Annotated in this window: 14 protein-coding genes; 9 read left to right on the forward strand and 5 right to left on the reverse strand. The window is 45.0% G+C overall.

Annotated elements, in window-relative coordinates:
* Positions 1-118: 118 nt before the first annotated feature.
* The 5 genes from F8C76_RS15300 to F8C76_RS15320 all read right to left on the reverse strand — a co-directional run bounded on the left by F8C76_RS15300 (position 119) and on the right by F8C76_RS15320 (position 10,036).
* Positions 119-2,374 carry a xanthine dehydrogenase family protein molybdopterin-binding subunit gene (locus F8C76_RS15300; RefSeq protein WP_152132525.1) on the reverse strand — a complete coding sequence of 752 codons (2,256 nt, stop codon included), beginning with the start codon at positions 2,372-2,374 and terminating at the stop codon, positions 119-121.
* Positions 2,375-2,407: 33 nt separating this feature from the next.
* Positions 2,408-4,669: a xanthine dehydrogenase family protein molybdopterin-binding subunit gene (locus tag F8C76_RS15305; protein ID WP_152132526.1), complete on the reverse strand. Its 2,262-nt coding sequence runs from the start codon at positions 4,667-4,669 to the stop codon at positions 2,408-2,410.
* Positions 4,670-4,695: 26 nt separating this feature from the next.
* Positions 4,696-5,154 carry a (2Fe-2S)-binding protein gene (locus F8C76_RS15310; RefSeq protein WP_152132527.1) on the reverse strand — a complete coding sequence of 153 codons (459 nt, stop codon included), beginning with the start codon at positions 5,152-5,154 and terminating at the stop codon, positions 4,696-4,698.
* A 271-nt stretch (positions 5,155-5,425) separates the two neighbouring features.
* Positions 5,426-6,523: an adenylate/guanylate cyclase domain-containing protein gene (locus F8C76_RS15315; RefSeq protein WP_249042433.1), complete on the reverse strand. Its 1,098-nt coding sequence runs from the start codon at positions 6,521-6,523 to the stop codon at positions 5,426-5,428.
* Positions 6,524-6,613: 90 nt separating this feature from the next.
* Positions 6,614-10,036 (reverse strand): PA14 domain-containing protein, encoded by a 3,423-nt coding sequence (locus tag F8C76_RS15320; RefSeq protein ID WP_152132528.1) that lies wholly within the window; start codon positions 10,034-10,036, stop codon positions 6,614-6,616.
* A gap of 410 nt (positions 10,037-10,446) precedes the next feature.
* On the opposite strand from F8C76_RS15320, the gene rimP reads away from it, so the two are divergent.
* From rimP to F8C76_RS15365, 9 genes are all read left to right on the forward strand, one after another.
* Positions 10,447-10,908: a ribosome assembly cofactor RimP gene (gene rimP / locus F8C76_RS15325; RefSeq protein ID WP_129655498.1), complete on the forward strand. Its 462-nt coding sequence runs from the start codon at positions 10,447-10,449 to the stop codon at positions 10,906-10,908.
* A gap of 13 nt (positions 10,909-10,921) precedes the next feature.
* On the forward strand, positions 10,922-12,154 hold the full coding sequence (nusA, locus tag F8C76_RS15330) for a transcription termination factor NusA (protein ID WP_129655496.1): 1,233 nt from the start codon (positions 10,922-10,924) through the stop codon (positions 12,152-12,154).
* Positions 12,155-12,196: 42 nt separating this feature from the next.
* A complete protein-coding gene (gene infB / locus F8C76_RS15335) occupies positions 12,197-14,905 on the forward strand; it encodes a translation initiation factor IF-2 (protein WP_152132529.1) in 2,709 nt (902 codons plus the stop codon).
* 239 nt (positions 14,906-15,144) lie between these two features.
* Complete coding sequence (locus F8C76_RS15340) at positions 15,145-17,076, forward strand: hypothetical protein (protein ID WP_152132530.1); 1,932 nt, start codon at positions 15,145-15,147, stop codon at positions 17,074-17,076.
* A gap of 1 nt (position 17,077) precedes the next feature.
* Positions 17,078-17,485, forward strand: coding sequence for a hypothetical protein (locus tag F8C76_RS15345; protein ID WP_152132531.1), 408 nt, complete (start codon positions 17,078-17,080; stop codon positions 17,483-17,485).
* A 304-nt stretch (positions 17,486-17,789) separates the two neighbouring features.
* Positions 17,790-18,218, forward strand: a complete 429-nt coding sequence (locus F8C76_RS15350; protein ID WP_152132532.1) for a hypothetical protein — start codon at positions 17,790-17,792, stop codon at positions 18,216-18,218.
* A 468-nt stretch (positions 18,219-18,686) separates the two neighbouring features.
* Entirely contained in the window at positions 18,687-19,247 is a 561-nt protein-coding gene (locus F8C76_RS15355) for a hypothetical protein (RefSeq protein WP_152132533.1), read from the forward strand.
* Positions 19,238-19,669, forward strand: coding sequence for a hypothetical protein (locus F8C76_RS15360; RefSeq protein WP_129655490.1), 432 nt, complete (start codon positions 19,238-19,240; stop codon positions 19,667-19,669). The genes F8C76_RS15355 and F8C76_RS15360 overlap by 10 nt, the downstream gene beginning before the upstream one ends.
* Positions 19,670-19,684: 15 nt before the next feature.
* A complete protein-coding gene (locus F8C76_RS15365; protein ID WP_152132534.1) occupies positions 19,685-20,119 on the forward strand; it encodes a hypothetical protein in 435 nt (144 codons plus the stop codon).
* Positions 20,120-20,211 lie beyond the last annotated feature (92 nt).

The following is a 20,211-nucleotide window of genomic DNA, read 5'->3' on the forward strand; positions in this document are numbered from 1 at the left end:
TTCTCCAGTATGGGAAAACATAAACCCTTTCAAGCTTAAGCTTTGGTGATTTTGTGGTCGAGAAAAGAGATGCTTGCTCTTTCAGCTCTCTCCATTCCGTCTTACCATAGCTTTAAAACTATATGGCCCAGTTCTTTAAAAAAGGTTGTTCATAGAGACGTTTTCCGGTGGCCTGGTAGATGGCGTTGGCCAGGGCCGGGAATATAGGTGGAAAAGTGGGCTCACCCAATCCGGTAGGGTCTATATTGTTCTTTACAAAATGTACCTCGATTTCTTTTGGGGCTTCTTGCATACGGATCATTTGGTAGGTATCGAAATTCTTCTTGGTGGGCATGCCCTCTTTAAAGGTAAGCTCACCAAAAAGTGCATTTCCAATCCCGTCCACAATGCCGCCTTCCGCCAAATTTGTAGCTGCATCGGGATTCACCACTATGCCGCAGTCAACCGCACAGGTCACTTTCTGTACTTTAGGCTTCCCGTCTTCCATGACTATATCCAAGACTTGGGCGGCATAGGAATTATGGCAAAAATAGGCCGCCACACCACGACTTGTCTTTGCATCTTGATTTCCCCATTCGGATTTTTCCTTGACCAACTTTAAGACTCCTGCATAGCGTGCCGGGTCATAATCATTGGTCACGCCTTCCATAGGTTTATTGATGGCCCTATCCAATAGCTCCAGTCGAAAATCAATGGGGTCTTTTCCGGCGACTTCGGCTACCTCGTCCAAAAAGGATTGTTCAGCGCAGGCCATGAAATTGGAACTTGGAGCCCTAAAAGAGCCTACGGTAATGTTGCTGTCAATGGTCCAGCCCTCTGCCAAATAATGATCTACCGCCCCAGCTGGGAATCGGTTTTCATAAAGCGGACATTCGGGAACACCTCCGACATTTACATGGTAGGCGATGAGGTTGTTGTCGGCATCCAACGCAGCCCTCAGTTTAGCATGGTAGGTTGGCCTATAGATGCCATCTGTCATATCATCCTCACGGGTATAGATCAGTTTTATGGGGGCTTCCATCCGTTGTGAAATCAGAGCGGCTTCCACGAGCCAATGGGCATAGGAACGTCTACCGTAACCACCACCCAAGCGTGTCATTTTAATATCTATGTTCTCCAAGGGAATGCCTGTGCGGGCCGAAAGGGTCTGCTCCGTAAACTCTGGTTTTTGTAAGGGACCTATCAATTCCGCTTTGCCGTCTTTCACATTCGCAAAAAAGTTCATGGGCTCCATGCAATTGTGTGCCAAAAATGGGGCGGTATAGGTGCGTTCAATCACTTTGGCGGCTTTTGCAAAGGCTTGTTCTGGATTTCCGTCCTTACGACGGACTTCCCCGCCTTTTTCGGTCCTACTACGCATCTGGGCATAATGGTCCTCCGTGTTTTCAAGACCCTTTGGGGTATGTTGCTCCCAAGTAGTTCCGAATCTATCCCTGGTTTCCGTTGAACTTTGGATGGGTTCGCATTCTATTTTCAGGGCTTTTTTGGCTTGCATTACCTGCCAAGTGGAATCTCCTACGATTACGGCCACTTCATTGTAGGTGCGGGTATCAAAGAAGGTCTTGACGTAATCATCATTGAATACTTTGACTTTAAAGACATCCCGGATGCCCGGCATAGACCTAACCTCTGAGTCGTCTATGGATTTTAGTTGTAATCCAAAGGCCGGTGGATGCACGATCATGGCGATGAGCATACCTTCTTGATGGGTGTCGATACCAAAAAGTGGTTTACCTGTCACGATATTCATACCGTCTACATTCTTTTGTGATGTGCCAATGATGGTAAACTCGTTCTTCTCCTTGAGCTGTACTTCTTCGGGGACCTGCATTGTTGCTGCCATGGAGGCCATTTCACCGTAGGTTGCCGATTTGCCGGAACCTTCATGGCTCAGCATTCCTCCGGAAGTTTTTATTTCGTCCGCAGGAACCTTCCAGACTTGGGCTGCTGCTTCTTTCAGCATTTGCCGTGCCGATGCTCCTGCCATCCGCAGACCGGTCCATCCTTGACGTAAGGCTTGACTCCCTCCAATAAATTGTCGCGTAAAGGCCCCTGTATCCAAGGGGGCTTGTTCAACCATGACATCTTTCCAATCCACATCCAATTCATCGGCAATGATCATGGGCATGGACGTCTTTACATTCTGACCAGCCTCGGGGTTGGGGGACAGGATGGTGACCAATCCGTTTTCTCCAATTTTTAAGTAGCCGTTCAGTTCAAACCATTCCTTGGACAGTTCTTTGGCTGCCATGTCCAACCCTACTTTTGGCTTACAGGAATTCAGCCAGCTAAAGCCCAGAACAAGTCCGCCACTGGCCAGACTGGTATTTTTGATAAACGCTCGTCTTCCGATTTTGGTTTTTATGGATGTCATTTGATATGCCCTTGGGGCGTATGGTTTTTATGGTTAACCCACCAAAGGTGGTTTGTCGGTGCTAAAGGGTTGTTTGGTAAATCTTCTGCCAGTGGCTTTGTACAGCGCATTGGCCAAAGCTCCAAATACGGGAGGAAATGGTGGTTCGCCCAATCCGGTCGGGTCAATTTCGTTTTGCACGAAATGAACCTCAATTTCTTTTGGGGCCTCATTTTGTCGTATCATTTTGTAGGTGTCAAAATTGGAATGGTCCGGCTTCCCATCGGTAAAGGACATATTGCCGTACATGGCGTTTCCAATCCCATCAACAATGGCTCCTTCGGCCATGAGGGAGGCTGCATCCGGATTTATGACAATGCCACAATCAATGGCACATGTTACCTTTTCAACCCGTGGTTGGTCCCCATCCATCACCACATCCACTACATGGGCGGCATAGCTATTATGGCAGAAATATGCGGAAACACCTCGATGGACTCCTGGTGGGGTTTGTGCCCAATTGGATTTTTCCTTGACCAATTTCAATACACCGGCAATACGGTCCGGGTCATAATCATTTTCTTCCCCAACCGGGTTTTCCTTGACCCGTTTGAGCAATTCCAACCTAAAATCGATAGGGTCTTTGCCTGCTGCCTCGGCCACTTCATCCAAGAAGGCCTGTTCTACGCCAGCAGTAAAATTGGATCGGGGTGCTCGGAACGCACCAATGGTAATGTTTGAATTGATGACCCATTGTTCCGCCAAGTAATTATCGACCGCCCCCGCTGGAAAACGGTTGGCGAAGAGCGGACTTTCAGGAACGCCTCCAGATTTTACGTGGAAGGCTATGAGGTTGTTGTTTTCATCCAAGGCGGCACGGTAGGTGGCTTGGTAGGATGGACGATAAATTCCAAAAGTCATATCATCTTCCCTGCTGTACACCAATTTTATGGGCGCCTTGGCCTGTTTAGAGATTAGGGCAGCCTCAATGGCGTAATGGCCATAGGCCCTACGTCCAAAACCGCCTCCCATTCGCGTCATTTCTATCTCAATTTTTTCCGCGGGCACATCCAATCGGGATGCCAAGGTGGATTCAATGATACTGGGGGCCTGTGATGGACCTGCCAGTTTGATGCCTTCCTCGGTCACATGGGCAAAGAAGTTCATGGGTTCCATACAGTTGTGTGCCAAAAACGGGCAGCTATAGGATCTTTCCAATACTTTGGCCGCATTTTTGAATGCTGACTCCGGGTCTCCATCCTTTCTGGCGATTTCCCCAGGTTGGGAAGCCATCTTCTCCATGAGCTCGTCATGCTTTTTGGTACTTTCCAATCCGCTGGGAACGGTCACCTCACTGATACTTCCAAAACGGTCGAAGGTGAGTTTTTTCTCAGTGATGGGTTCCCATTCTGCCTTGAGTTTCTTTTTGGCGTTCATGACCTCCCAAGTGGTTTTGCCCACAATGGCCACCAAATCTGGAAATGCGTTGGTGTCGAAAAAATTTCGGACAAAATTGTCGTCGTAGGTATTGATTTGGAATACATCCACAATACCGGGCATGTTGCGCACTTCGGAATCATCAAATGATTTCAGTTTCAGGCCAAAGGCAGGTGGATGTTCCACCATGGCGATCAAGGTGCCTTCGTATTGATAATCCAAGCCGAACATGGGCTCACCGGTCACAATCTGTTTGCCCTCTACATTTTTCTTTGAGTGACTGACGATCTTAAAATCTTTTACGGCCTTGGTTTCCACATTTTCGGGAACCTCCATGTTTGATGCGGCAGCGGCCATTTCACCAAACCCAGCGGTTTTTCCGGTGGCTTCATGGCTCAATACCCCATCGGAAACCGTAATCCCGGAAACAGGGACTTGCCATGCTTCCGCAGCAGCTTGCTTTAGCATTTGTTTGGCGGTTGCCCCGGCCATGCGAAGGCCTTCCCAACTACGGCGAATACCTTGGCTTCCCCCAGTGAATTGCCGTTCGTATAATTCAGTGTTGAACGGAGCCTGTTTCACCAAAACATCTTTCCAGGAGATGTCCAGTTCCTCGGCAACGATCATGGGCATAGCGGTCATGACGCCTTGACCAAATTCCGGGTTTGGGCAGAAAATGGTCGCCACCCCATTATCACCTATTTTGATATATGCGTTGATTTCAAACCACTCTTTGGGCATTTCAAGAGCTTGCTCAGTGGAAATGTTTTTGGGTTTGCATGAGTTCAGCCAACTAAACCCAATAATCAATCCTCCACCGGCAAGGCCGGTATTTCGTATAAAGGCTCTTCGCCCGATATGTTTGTCTATCTGGTCCATGATTTTTGTTTTAGTATTGGTTTGACCTAGCTGTTTTCGGATGCTATTTTCACGGCTTTTTTAATGCGCAAATAGGTTCCACATCTGCAAATGTTTCCGTTCATGGCCATTTCTATTTCTTCGTCGCTTGGGTTGGGGTTCTTGTCCAACAAGGCTGCCGCAGTCATGATCTGGCCTGCTTGGCAATAGCCGCATTGGGGTACGTCCACATCCAACCATGCCTTTTGTACGGGATGGTCGCCATTTTCGGATAGTCCTTCGATGGTGGTGATCTCTGAATTTCCCACCATGGATACGGTAAGCATACAAGATCTGGTAGCTGTACCGTCCAAATGAACGGTACAGGCCCCGCATTGAGCAATGCCACAGCCATATTTGGTCCCTACAAGGTTCAAATGATCCCGCAATACCCACAGTACGGGTGTGGATGGATCTACGTCTACCTCTTTTACTTCTCCGTTGATTTTTAAATTCAGTTTTGCCATAATTGTAATGCTTGGCATGAAAATATCACTATTTGATGGAAAAAGGCTTACAAAATTCAAACACATTCAAAGGATTTAACACTCTTTTGGGGATTTTAAGGTGGGTGAGGGGTCTCTTTGGCCACCGCCAGAAAGGTCCGTCACTTTTTGGTGCACTTTTGTGAGATTTAACGAATGGCCCGCAGGGGTGTTAACGATATTGTAAAAAGAGCAGATGGCGGATAGAAGATAAAATCCGTAAAGAATCAATTCGTCCTTATAAGGTACGTTTTTACATCAAGGGAGCAAAAAGCGACACTTGTGCTTTCCGACCTTCCAGTTCCATGGTTCCCAAGGCTTCAAATCCAAATGAGGCTGTTGGCTCCAATAGGGTTTTTAATTCCCCGGAGAGAAGGAGTTCCTGATCAAGTGATTTACATAATTTTTGTATTCGGGCAGTAACGTTCAGGACATCCCCTGTAAAAAATATTTCTTTTTTGAGGGCCCCGATTTCCCCGGTGGTCACATGGCCCATATGAAGTCCAGCCCTAAATGAGGGGGTCACACCATAGGTTTTAATGAAAAAAGCTGATTTTTTTTCAAGGGCTTCTTTCATGCTGTAAAAACACTGCACGCAATTTTGTTGGGTTAGGCCCTTCTCCTGTTTCCAGGTAATTACGATTTCATCCCCAATGTATTGGTACACTTCACCATGGTGAGCAATGATTGCGTTGGAAAGTTGGTTGTAGTAGTCCCTTAAAAAGCGGAAGTATTGTTGATGTCCCAATTGCTCTGCCAAAGATGTGGAGGATTTCATGTCCAGAAACATGAAAATGCGGGACTCCTCTTTGGGTTGATGGTACTTGCCCGAGAAAAAGTTGATCAGTACATCATGTCCCAGATGTTCACTGATGCCTGAATATAGCAACGAGACAAAAATGCTAAAGGCCAATGAGATCAAGGTGCTTAAAAAAGTTCGACTGACCACATAATTTGAAAATTTTTGCCATACTTCAGGATTTCCCAATGAAGTATTGAGCTCAAGACTCGCCGCAATGGGATAGGCAATTAGGTTGATGGCCAGCATGAACAGGAGGTAAAATCCCATTTTATAGAGGATCTTTTGTCCAAAACCCTTTGATTTGAATAGTTTGCCCAACCAAAAGACCTCAAGGGTCCCTACCGCCAAACCTACTACAAAGACCGCGAGGGAGGCGAACAGAAAAACATCCCAAGTGACCGTTATGTCCGTTTCGGGACGGACATTTTTATATTCGGTGGCCATGGATTCAATGAGCAAAATAAACCAACTGAGTACCAACCAAATGATGCCAAAAGGAAGAATCCGCTTAAAATAGAATACAGTCTTCGGATTTTGAAAAAGCCTCATGCTGTAAAGGTAACAGGAATTTGGAATGAAAAAACCTATTGGGTCTTAGCCAAGGGTTTGGTCCATAATAGGGTGGCTTTTAGTTCAGGGTTAATCCTTGTTCACTCGGTACGTAACCCTACGATTGGTGATTACGGTTCCCACTTTTACCGTCAGGTTGGCTTCATCCGAAGCAAGGGCATTGCAAGACCCCGAGGAGTTGGAAACCCATACGCGGAAGATGTATCCGTTTTTGTCCGTGCCTGCTCCTATTACGGAAAGGTTGGCTGTTTGGGTCCCGGTATAATCCGAACCATCGGTAAGGGATGCAAAATTGCTGCCTCCGTCGGTGCTCACTTCCCATTGGTAGGTGTCCACATTGCTAGCGGTTACGGAGAAGTTGGCAGCATTTCCTGCAACCACATTTTGGTCAGTGGGTTGACTTGAAATAGCGAATGGTGAAACGGTGATGGTCTGCTGTACGTCCAGAGAATTGCCGGAAGCATCGGTTACCCTATACGTACGAGTAATGATTTCTGGATCGGATCCACCATCAGTCACATCACTGATAAAAGTTACGGTAGGGTTTGGGTCGCAGTTATCGGCTTCGTCGTTGACAACGGTGACATCGGGTACGGGAATGTCAGCTGTACAGTACACTGACAAGGGTGCTGGATTACTGGCTGTTGGCGCAACATTGTCCACGGTAATGGTGGTCGTGGCAGCTATATTGGGTGCCGCTGGGTCGCCGGGCATACCCCCATATTCCACTAAATACCCTTTAGGTTGATAATCCCCGCTTGCGGCTCCTGTGTTGGAGAGGTCATTCCAAGAACCGGGAAGGCCGACTCCTGGGGCGGTGATATGTGCATAATCTTCGTCGCCTGAATTGTTCGGTTCACCGCCATTCCAAAATTCATAGGCATAAGCCGTTCCGGAGGAGTTTCCTCTCCAGAACAAAGTTCCGGTTTCAGGGCCTGTTACCCAGTACCAATCCCCTTCCAAGGCGGCATCACTGGCTCCGATCCATCCGGCTCCGGGAGCTTGGGATCCTAAAAGGTCAGACTCGTCTTGAATGGAAATGGTGGCCAAATATCCTTGGAGCCCATAGAATGTTCGCAGGGCGGCGGCATCCCTGGCAGAGGTCCAAGTAATGCCCAATGCGGGTACATATTCGTAATAGTGTCCGGTAGAGGCCAGGTAATTGGCCTCGTTCAATACGATGGAAAAACTTCGGGTATCCCCAGAGGCAACTGTTGCGGTGGTTTGAAAAGTAACGGCTGCCACTGCGGTTTCAAACTCAGCCAGTGTGGCCGGACCGGTCAAGGTCAGTCTTCCTTCCGAAGAGCTCCAACTGGCGGTAATATTGGGATGTGTGCCCGTTAAGCTCAAAAGGTCGCCCGAGTTGTCATAATTGGAAGTGATCTGTATGTAGACCGCATCCAAAGTAGCGGTGTCCGGGTCCGAAATGGATACACTTTCAACAATGACCATTGGACTGCCAGGGCAGAATATCTGGTCTCCAGAGGCAGTAATGGATGGGGGTTGATTGCCATCATTGGTATCGTCCCTAAAATCCAAATCACCACCGGATGCAGTGTCCCCATCGGAATCTGGCAGCATAATGCTACCTCCACTGGTTGTTGTGGGGTCATCAATGGTTCCACCTGGGTCACTGTAATCGGTTGAGGTGTCTATACTATCATCCAGACCATCATTGTCGCTATCCGTTCCTGAGAGGGAAAGGGCGGCTTCAGTAGTGTCATTTGTTCCGTCATTGTCACTGTCCGTATCCAAAAAATCCGGTGTGCCATCCCCATCGGTATCCACATAGGAAATCCCACCCGTTTCATAGGCGTTGTCCAGACCATCATTGTCAGAATCGATGCCGGAAGGCGCTATATATCCTGCAGAGGTTTGGGCCTCCACATTATCGGGGATGCCATCCCCGTCGCTATCAAGGTCTTGGTAATTGGGGATGCCGTCCCCATCGGTATCTACGGTAGTGCAATCCACGGTGCCACTATAACTGGCACCATAGATTCTTGCTCCAATTTGGTAGGCCTCAATACGAAGGTACTCCAAGGGATTTGTGTTTACGGTAAAGGTAACTTCCCGTATGGAGCCCGGTGCAGTATTGTCGGCATTGGCAATCCAGCCATTGCTGTTTCCTGCGGCATCCGAACGTTGTAATTGCATATCTGTATCGGTCACTGCGGGATCTGCCCCTAAAAATACACTTACATTGGTGCCTACGGGCAATGCTGTTGGGAACTGAAGAAGTAGGATGGAGCTTGCTCCTGGATATGTGGTGGGCGAGTTGGAGGCATATGTTGTCCCGGGATTTCCTTGGGCGTTGGAGTCATTGCTAAAGTGTCTGATATTGGTAGCTGATATGGCATAATTTACACTCAACCCGCCACATTCATCAGTATCCAATATACCATCGTTGTCGTCATCAACATCAACACTGTCCTCAATGCCATCGCCATCCAAATCTGCTATGGCTACGCTACAATTGGAATACAATATGGAAAAAGGTACGTTTTGTTTGGAAATGGAAGGGCCTTGGTATTGAACCGTCAGGGTCTCTCCACCGTTATTTTCAAAAAACAGGACAGTGATGGGATGCAAGCCAGCAGTGAGGGATATGGAGCCCGACCTTTCTTGTGTGCCGTGTAGGCCATCGTTGTCCACCACTTGGGTTCCATCAATGAAGAGTTTGGAGCCATCATCCGATGAGGTATAAAAAGTATAGGAGCCCGCGTTGCTGATTTGGATATACCCTGAATATCGGATACTGAAAGTTTCCGCATCCCCCGGGTCTTCCTGATTTTGGAGGGCATCCACATCAAAACTGGAGAACACGCCTGTTCCCAAGGCTCCGGAAGTTGGGATATTGTCTGTGGTGTAACCTGATGGGACACTATCATAAAATTCAAAATCAAGCTCGCCGTTGCATATTCCAGAATATCCAACAACCGAAACATCATCAATATAATATTGCTCATCATTGTCATGGTTGAGCATCTGTACCCTGATTTCGAGGGTGGAATTTCCAGAGGTGGATATGTTTACTGCATAGGAAGGGTCCAGTGGGTCCGAATCCGATCCGGAGGCATTTACAAACTGCTGCCAAGATCCTCCATCAATACGGTAAGCCCCTCTGAAATAGTCATTCCCATTGTCCATTTCATCTTCATCATCCACCCAGGTTTCCATGCTGAAACTAATGAAACCGTATCCCGTGATATCAATCGGATCAGTTTGCCAGGTACCTTCTGAGTCCAAATTTCTTCCCCTTAGTGTATTGTTTCGAACGGATAGCCTTCCCCCTCTATTAGTGCTCCAGTCTGAAGCGGAAGGACCTATGGCAGTTCCGGTTTCAGCACCATTACCATAACTGAAGTCCTCGTTCCAAATGGTGGTTTGGGAGAATAGGGATAAACTGCACTGCAAGAAAAGGATAAGGACAAGATAGTTCCTTAGTGATTTTCTTTTTGCTGTCTGTCTGCCATATATGATCAAGCCCATTACCACTTTTGTGTTTAAGAGTGCAAAACTAACCGCGGGAAGTTCTGTTGAAAATATTTGTTGTGAAATGGGGGAATACGGATGTTTATTGGGGATATATATGATTCTGGCCGCCTATTCCCGGATAATGGAGGGATTCTGGACATCTTTTTGTTTGGAAAGGTAGAGGAAGCAAATAGGGTGTGGGACGGGATGCTTTCTTGGATTCAAATCGCAAAAACAGTTTTGTGGCCTTAGTTTGCACATACTGATATAATTATCGTATATTTGCGCAGCTGAACGGATATAAAAGTATTCATGAGGGGACTTAGAGTCCCCTCTTTTATTGGCAAAATCCTTTTTGATCACCAAGAAAACCTAGTATTGCCGCTTCAGTTTTTGGAAAGGGACAACCTTTATTTGATGCGCTCATGTTGAAAGAAAAAGTGGAATCGTTATTGAACAAGGCTTTGGAGGAACATCCATCTTTGTTTTTGATTGATTTTACCGTAGGAGGGGATAACACCATAAGGGTGGTTTTGGATGGAGATAACGGGGTCGATCTTCAGGATTGCATGAATGTGAGTCGTGCCATAGAGCACAACTTGGATCGTGAAGAAGAGGATTTTTCTTTGGAGGTCACCTCGGCGGGAGCTACATCCCCATTACGGTTGCCACGTCAGTATACAAAGAATATTGGTAGAAAAATAAAGGTCAGGACAGGTGGTGAAGAGTTGGAAGGCACCTTGGTCCAGACCTCGGAAAATAGTATTACCTTGGAGTGGAAGGCACGTGAGCCCAAACCCGTGGGTAAAGGAAAAGTTACCGTACAGAAAAAGCAGGAAATTGCATTTTCTGACATACAGGAAGCAAAAGTTATTTTAAAATTTTAATTGTAGTTTAAAAATGGAAAACCTAGCGCTCATCGAATCCTTTTCGGAGTTTAAGGACGATAAGTTTATTGACAGGGTGACCCTTATGGCCATTTTGGAAGATGTGTTCCGAAATGCACTCAAGAAAAAATTTGGTTCCGATGATAACTTTGATATCATCATCAACCCAGATAAAGGGGATTTGGAGATTTGGAGAAACCGAGTTGTGGTAGAGGACGGTGAAGTGGAAGACCCTAACGAGGAAATCTCCCTTACGGAAGCTAGAAAAATCGAGCCCGATTTTGAGGTTGGGGAAGATGTTTCCGAAGAAGTAAAGTTGATCGACCTTGGGAGAAGGGCCATTTTGGCCTTGCGCCAAAACCTGATTTCCAAGATCCATGAGCATGATAATACCACCATCTACAAGCAATTTAAGGACTTGGAAGGTGAGATTTACACCGCTGAGGTACACCACATTCGCCACAAGGCCATAATCTTGTTGGATGATGAAGGGAACGAAATCATTCTTCCAAAGGAAAAGCAGATTCCATCTGACTTTTTCCGCAAAGGCGATAACGTAAGGGGTATCATCGAGAGCGTGGAACTCAAAGGAAACAAGCCTACGATCATTATGTCCCGGACCTCACCTATTTTCTTGGAGCAATTGTTCTTCCAGGAAATCCCAGAAGTGTTCGATGGTTTGATCACCATTAAAAAGGCAGTTCGTATCCCTGGCGAAAAAGCAAAAGTTGCTGTGGATTCGTATGACGATAGAATTGATCCCGTAGGAGCTTGTGTGGGAATGAAAGGAAGTCGAATCCATGGAATTGTCCGTGAATTGGGCAATGAAAATATTGATGTGATCAACTGGACCAACAATGCACAATTGATGGTCACTAGGGCATTGAGCCCAGCAAGGGTATCGTCCGTTAAGTTGAACGATGAGAAAAAAACTGCTCAGGTTTACCTAAAGCCTGAAGAAGTGTCCAAAGCTATCGGTAGAGGAGGACATAACATTCGATTGGCGGGTCAATTAACTGGTTATGAGATTGATGTGTTCCGTGAAGGAGTTGAGGAAGATGTGGAATTGACCGAATTCTCGGATGAGATAGAAAGCTGGGTGATAGAGGAATTCAAGAAAATTGGATTGGATACCGCCCGAAGCGTTTTGGAACAAGATGTAAGTGACTTGGTGAAGCGAACCGACCTGGAAGAGGAAACTGTACAGGAAGTCGTTCGTATCCTCAGGGAAGAATTTGAAGATTAAACTATATATTAGCAGCGAATTTTAGGGCAAGCAAAACAATTTATGGCAGGAAACCCAACAATACGACTTAACAAAGTTCTCAGGGAATTGAACATTTCGCTTGATCGAGCAGTGGACTACCTTTCCTCAAAAGGTCATGAGGTAGAGGCGCGTCCCACTACAAAGATCACGGACGAAGTGTATCAAGTACTGTTGGATGAGTTCCAAACGGATAAGAGTAAAAAGGTAGCTTCCAAGGAGGTCGGTGAAGAAAAGCGCAAGGAGAAGGAAGCCATCAGGGTCCAGATGGAACAGGAACAGGAAGAACGCAGACTGGCTAGGGAGAAAAGAGAGGCAGAACAGCAGGTGATCAAGGCCAAAGCGGAACTTGCAGGTCCAAAGACCGTGGGCAAGATAGATTTGGACCAAAAGCCGGAAACGCCCAAAGAAAAGGAAAAGGAAGAGGAACCCAAAGTGGTGGTGGAAGCGCCCAAAGTGGAAGTGGAAGCTCCCAAAAAAGAGGAGACCGCTCCTGTCAAAGAGGTCAAGGAGGTCAAAAAGGTAGAGGTAAAAGAGGAGAAGGAAGAAGCGCCAGCGGAGTCCGGTACCATTAAGACCCAATACAAGAAACTATCCGGCCCGAAAATTACGGGAGATAAGATAGACCTTTCGCAATTCAACAAGCCCAAAAAGAAGAAGGAAGATCAGAAAAAATCCGATGCCAACGGATCTGATAACAGTGCCGATAGAAGAAAGCGAAGGAAACGGATTGTAAAAAACGATTCCCAATCTGGCGGAGGACGTCCAAATAGGGGCAACGGGCCAGGTAGAAGAGGTGCTCCAAGAGGAGCTGTTCCCAAAGTGGAGCCTACCGAGGAAGAAGTACAAAAACAAGTGCGGGAAACCTTGGAAAAACTCCAAGGGAAATCCAGCAAGGGCAAAGGTGCCAAATATAGAAGGGAGAAAAGGGACCAACACCGTCAACAGACCGAAAAGGACCTCGAACAACAAGAACTGGAGAGCAAGATTCTCAAGGTAACGGAGTTTGTTACCGTGAACGAGGTGGCCACCATGATGGATGTGTCCACCACCAAGATCATCTCCGCTTGTATGTCCTTGGGGATCATGGTGACCATGAACCAGCGTTTGGATGCCGAGACCCTTTCCATCGTTGCTGATGAATTTGGGTACGAAGTGGAGTTTGTCACTGCGGAAATCGAGGAGACCATTGAGGAGGTGGAAGATGCACCGGAAGATATGGTGCCAAGAGCTCCCATTGTTACCGTAATGGGTCACGTGGACCACGGTAAAACCTCTTTGTTGGATTATGTCAGGGAAGAAAATGTGATTGCCGGAGAAAGTGGAGGCATTACCCAGCACATTGGTGCTTATGGGGTGACACTGGAAAACGGACAACGGATCACCTTTTTGGATACACCGGGTCACGAGGCGTTTACCGCAATGCGGGCACGTGGAGCCCAGGTTACCGATATTGCCATCATTGTAATTGCGGCGGATGACGATATCATGCCACAGACCAAGGAGGCCATTAGCCATGCCCAAGCGGCTGGGGTGCCCATTGTGTTTGCCATAAACAAAGTGGATAAGCCTACCGCCAACCCAGATAAGATCAAAGAAGGCCTTGCCCAAATGAACCTTTTGGTGGAAGATTGGGGAGGTAAGATCCAATCCCATGATATATCGGCCAAAACAGGTCAGGGTGTCAAGGAATTGTTGGAAAAAGTATTATTGGAAGCAGAACTGCTGGAACTCAAAGCCAATCCGGATAGATTGGCCTCAGGTACCGTAGTGGAGGCCTTTTTGGACAAAGGGCGAGGATATGTTTCCACCATTTTGGTCCAAACCGGTACCTTAAAGATCGGGGATTATGTATTGGCCGGAACCTGTAGTGGTAAAGTAAGGGCCATGCAGGATGAACGAGGTAAAAATGTGAAAAAAGCAGGACCTGCCACACCTATTTCAATCTTGGGATTGGATGGGGCGCCGCAGGCAGGGGACCGATTCAATGTGTTGGAAGATGAACGGGAAGCAAAACAGATTGCGGCCAAACGTTCCCAGTTGCAGCGTGAGCAGTCTGTAAGGACACAGCGACACATTACCTTGGACGAAATTGGAAGACGAATCGCATTGGGTGATTTCAAAGAGCTCAACATTATCCTTAAAGGGGATGTGGACGGTTCTGTGGAGGCCTTGACGGATTCCTTCCAAAAACTGTCAACGGATGAGATCCAAGTGAATATCATCCACAAAGGTGTGGGGGCCATCACGGAATCCGATGTGTTGTTGGCCAGTGCCTCCGATGCGATTATTATTGGATTCAACGTTAGGCCAATGGGCAACGCCCGTATCGTGGCGGAGAAGGAAGAGATCGATATCAGGACCTATTCCATCATCTACGATGCCATCAATGATCTGAAAGACGCCATGGAGGGTATGCTTTCACCGGTGATGAAAGAAGAGGTGACCGGAAACGCCGAGATCAGGGAAACCTTCAAGATTTCCAAGATCGGGACCATTGCAGGTTGTATGGTCACCAGTGGAAAGATTTTCAGAAACTCACAGATTAGACTTATCCGTGACGGAGTGGTCGTCTTTACAGGCGAATTGGCATCCTTGAAACGATTCAAGGACGATGTGAAGGAAGTTTCCAAAGGCTACGATTGTGGTCTTCAGATCAAAAACTACAATGATATCCGGGAGGGCGATATTGTAGAAGCCTTCCAAGAGGTGGCCGTGAAGAAAAAACTCTAAGAGTTTACCGATAAATAGATAAATAAAAAATCCCGTCTTGTACGGGATTTTTTTATTTGGGGCCGTTTAGTTCGGTGCAAGGAGCACGGCATCCGGACACCCACAATTTTCCAATCCATCAATTGAAAATACCCATCCGTCAATTGGTAAGGGCCACCCATCAATTATAAATAATTTCTTTCAAGGAATGAAGGTACTTTTTGATGGATGAAATCACTCCACCCTAAATCCATTGACCTATGAACAAAAACTACATTCCAACCCTGATCGTGATCGTATTGGGAATCATGATCCAATCCTGCGAAAAAGAGAATCCCCCGCTTCAAGAAAAAGACCAAACGGTGGATACGGACAATGCCAAGATCATTATGGGTGATTCCTTGGAAATCCCCTATACGGTCGCCAATATGCAAACGGCCTTTGACAATCTTATCTTCAATCTAAAGAAAAACTCCAAGACCAGTAAGCTGGCAAAGACCTTTAAAGATGGGGATGATATTGAGATACTCCCATCCCATTACTATTATCGTTTTTTGCCCAAGGACAGTCTGGAACACGATTGGTTGGTCAATGATACCATCCTCCAAGTGTCCAACATACCCCTGCACCTAAAGGTGGTGGAGGAAGGGGATTATTACGACGACCCGGACCTAGAGGGGGATGAGAACCCAGGAGACCTCGCTTACCTCTATGCCGTGGTGCCCTACGACCATCCCGTTCCCGAAAACATACACAAAGAATTGTTGGATACCTATTATTTTGCACCTGAACAGTCCAAAGAGGAGCCGGTGGAGGGTGAAGTAGCGGTGAAACAGCCTGTGAACAAGACCACCAAGGACATTCTCAATGTTGATGAAAATGGGGAGGTTTTTGAATACTTGGAACTCGAGGCACTGAAGTTGACCAACAACCTGGACGAGGACGAACTGGCGGTATTGCGGTTTTACCTGCCCAACGATACCACGGCCACCCTGTACAGTTATGATCAAGCGGCCCAATTGGGGTGCGAGCAAAAACAACTGATCTTGGACCTGAACTCCATAGATGCCCTATTGGAACAGGAGACCTTGGCCAACCGGAGCAAATGGAACCCCAGCGGAACCATTACCGTACGGGAAGATGTAGTGAACAAAACAGTGGGTGTTGTAGGTGCCGAGGTGAAGGTGCGCAAATGGGGTTTGGTAGTGATCAAACGTGCGCGTACCAACCACAAAGGCGAGTTCCGTACCAGTAGCACCAGCACCAAACGGGTAAAGTATGCCGTGTATTTTCAGAATAAAGACCGAAAATTTAAAGTAAAAGCAGGCACCAGCCTTGTAGATGCCAAACACCGGGGTACCAGTACCTATAAAAAGCAGTCATGGAGCCAACATTTTTCTTCGGGCAGGGGGCAGTTTTATGCATTGGTGCACAACGCCGCCTATGATTTTTACGATAGGGCTGTGGCCAAATTTGGGCTGCATCACCCCAATCAAAGTTGGTTGCGGATAAGTGCACGATACAACGGTGAAATTTCAGATTCCCGACACAGCGATATCAATGTAAATGGTAAGATTCCTTGGGTGCCAATACTGGCATTGAAATCAGAAGTCCAAGTAGGAAGATTATCTAAAGGAAGTTATAAAGGGAGTGATCTTATTTATGGGGTAGTGACCCATGAGATGGCCCATGCCAGTCATTACAGGATGGACCGCAGTTTTTTTCTTAATGTAAATTTTGTAACAAGAAGTTCCAGATGTAAAATGCAAACTTTATCGGAAAGCTGGGCGGAAGGGGTGGAGACCATTGTGACGAATGATAGATACCAATTATTGGATAAAAATTACGTGGCGAGTGCTATAGCTCGAGATGATGATGTTGGGACTTTTTATAATTCTAGAAAACAAGATGAATTTAAAAATGATATTGATGAATATACCCCGATCGTAGCTGATTTAAATGATAATTATAATCAAAGACAAAAACTTAGATTTAGTAATGGAAATCTAAACCCAAATAGACCAAACGACAGGGTCATGGGATATACTCTAAAGCAAATACAATCTGCTTTGAATACATCAAGAGGCGTCCACACATGGAAAGAGCGATTAAAAAAGCTATATAATAATTCAACGGAAATGTTTATGGATGAGTTGTTCAATGAGTATATGTACAATCGAAATTGTGATTAAAATGAAAGCAATCAAGACAATATGTATTCTTTTATTCTGCCTTTTATCCTGTTCTCCAGAGGATAGTGATATTGTGACATTTAGAATGTTTAATGATACGAATCATCAAGTAAAATTATTGGCTTTTAATAAAGTCAGTAAGGCAATGGTCGATGAAATAAATATTTCATCAAAGGGTATTTATGCTATCAAGAAAAATAGGGGTAATTCTGGAAATTTTATCAGTGAAGCTTTTTACTCCTCCAATAATGTAGACTCAATAAGAATGATTTTTAATGCAAACAAGGTGCATGTCTTTTTGCAGACAATTGAAAATAACGACATCTTTTTTGGAGACCAAAATCGAGAGTTTCGTATAACAAACGAGTACTATTCTATGGCAATGGTTTGCAGTGCCGAATGCGAGTGAATTTCAATTTCTTTAGTTGCATTTTGTGGATTGTCAAACAACGCCTAAATGTAAATGGACTGTTGGTAAAGTCATTTGACCTTCATTGGTTTTTGGTGGAATTTGAATTATAAGCAATCATTTCGAATGAGTTGACTTTGGGTTGTTCATTAAAACAAATCCAAGCCTCCTTGAACAATTCACGTGGGCCACATACTTGGAAGGAGAGAATAAAAAGTCAGCACAGCAATGCTACGGAGAATTATGTAGATGAACTGTTTGGGGTGTACATGTTTGACAATTGTAAATAATAAAACTTTTTTGAATGAAAAAAGCAGCAATACTTTTTAGTCTTTTTATCATAGTTTCATGCGGCAGTGGACTGGATGGTGAGGAAGAAGTTTATTTCTATACCTTCATTTTAAAAAATGAAACAGGCGCCACTGTTGTTATAACAGGAGATTCTCCTGAAAGAGTTGAAGAACTTCAAAATGGCCTTTCTTTTTCTTGTGGATATACTTCAATATCGGGCACAGCGGTAGGGATTTGTGAGGATTATGTTTTTATTTTTTTTCCTCAGATCAATAAAGGGTATCAGTGTTATGGTGGTTCAGGTGATACTGGCTTGTGTTTTGAGGGGGGTATGGGGTTATTTACAAAACTTGAAGGGACCATCTTTACCGAAATTGCTCCCCGAACCTATGAATATGTGTTGACCCCCGAACTTTTGGAGGGTGCTTTTGAATTGCCTTGATGTGCTGCTATGAAAAGGATTGCCTTGATATGTTGGGTCTTTTTTGTTTCATGTACGGAAACCAGTGAAGACATTTTTTTTGCACTCCACAACGATACAGATAAAGCTATTGAACTAAGGGCATTTGAAAGCAAAGGTGGAAAGTTGCTGGATGTCATAAACATATTGCCCTTTTCGCAGCATCAGCAAAAGCAAACAATTGGTTTTTCGGATACTCAAAGTAGAGCATTTTACTCGGAGTTTGGTGTTGATTCGGTTAGGGTGATATTTGATATGTCAAAGGTTACCGTGTATACCGGATATAATAACCAAAGTATCAATTTGGAAATCATTTATGGGGATAACCGAGAGTATCGCATAACCAATGAAGATTTTTCAAAAGGGATGGAATGTAATAATAATTGTAGATGAAGTTAATTTCCACTTTTTCAGAAAGTTCCGGCCTTTTGATTGTCTTGTTCCCTTCGTGTGACTTCGTTTGACAAAGGTACCAATGATAACTGCTTTTATTGCAGTAGTGATGGCATTTACGCCACCACCGTACATGAGCTTACCCATGCGGGCCACCGGGAACTGGACCCGGGCATGTTCAGTGTATTGCATAGCAAGAACTGCGAGCGGTTGATGCTGCGTGAAAGCTGGGCCGAAGGGGTAGAGACCATTGTGACGAATGATAGGTATAAACGTCTAAGCTCAACCTATATTAATCCCACTAACGACAATATAGGGTGGAATTATCAAAGACAAAGAAATACGGTGGATGAAATGACAGAATACACTCCAATTGTAGCAGATTTGATAGATAACCTAGACCAAAATGAAGTTTTTTCGAATATCTACCCGACAGATCGAGTTAAAAACTATAATCTACAACAAATACAAAAAGCATTGGATAATTGTAGAACCCTAGATTGTTGGAGAAGTAATCTTAAGAGTTACTATCATAATTCAAGTGAACAGTATTTAAATGAACTCTTTGGTTATGTGAAAGGAGTTCTTAACAATAACAATCCCAAAAAATGCAAATAAGACTATTATTATCATTGATGCTGATTGTAATGCTTAATGCATGTACAGACGAACCAGATTTAATTCAATTCTCAGTAAGTATCAAAAATAGCACTGATAAAACATTTGAAATACGGTGTTTTAGTCAAGGTAAACTACAGGTTCAAAAAAGTCTGAGTCAGGGTGAAGCTAAAAATATTTGCACCTACACTTCAGAATTCTTTATTGGACTTGCCGGATGCCAAAAAGATTCTGTGGTAGTGGAATTCAATAATTCAAAAGGGTACATTGATATACGCTTAGGCAACAATCTAAACGAATACCGTTTTTTGGACAATAAATCCATATTTATTCAAGGAAATGGCTTCCAAAATGTAGGTAACGAGTATGAATTTTCAATCACTCAACAGGATTTCGAAAACGCTTTTGAACTGCCAAAGTAGTAGAACAAAGATAGGATGAGAAAAACAGCAACATTTTTTGCTCTATTAACTGCAGTTTCATGCGGCAGTGGTCTGGATGGAGAAGAGAAAATGTTTACATATACTTTTATTTTGAGAAAAGAGACTGGTCAAGATTTAAGTATTACCGGAGATTTTGGGCCAAGAAATGAAGTGGTGGCGACAGGTGAGATATTTACCTGTGCATATGTAGGGTCGGTTAGCGATGCTGGCGGTTTTTGCTCAAGCTTTTTAGAAATAGTAGATATTGAAAAAGTTAAGGGTTATCGTTGTTTCGGAAAGGCTTCGCAAATAGAGGGATTTTGTTTTGTTGAGGACGCAAGAGTGTTCACAAGGATTGGTAATACCATTTTCACTGAAATTGCTCCCCGAACCTATGAATATGTGCTGACCCCCGAACTTTTGGAGGGTGCTTTTGAATTGCCAGGATAAATACGGTAACCTATGAAAAGAATATGTATTGCTATGGGTTGTTTTGTCTTTTGGTTCTCTTTAAAGGCGCAAGAACAAACAACTCTGGAAAT

This window comes from Flagellimonas olearia (genome assembly GCF_009184425.1).
GTDB lineage: Bacteria > Bacteroidota > Bacteroidia > Flavobacteriales > Flavobacteriaceae > Flagellimonas > Flagellimonas olearia.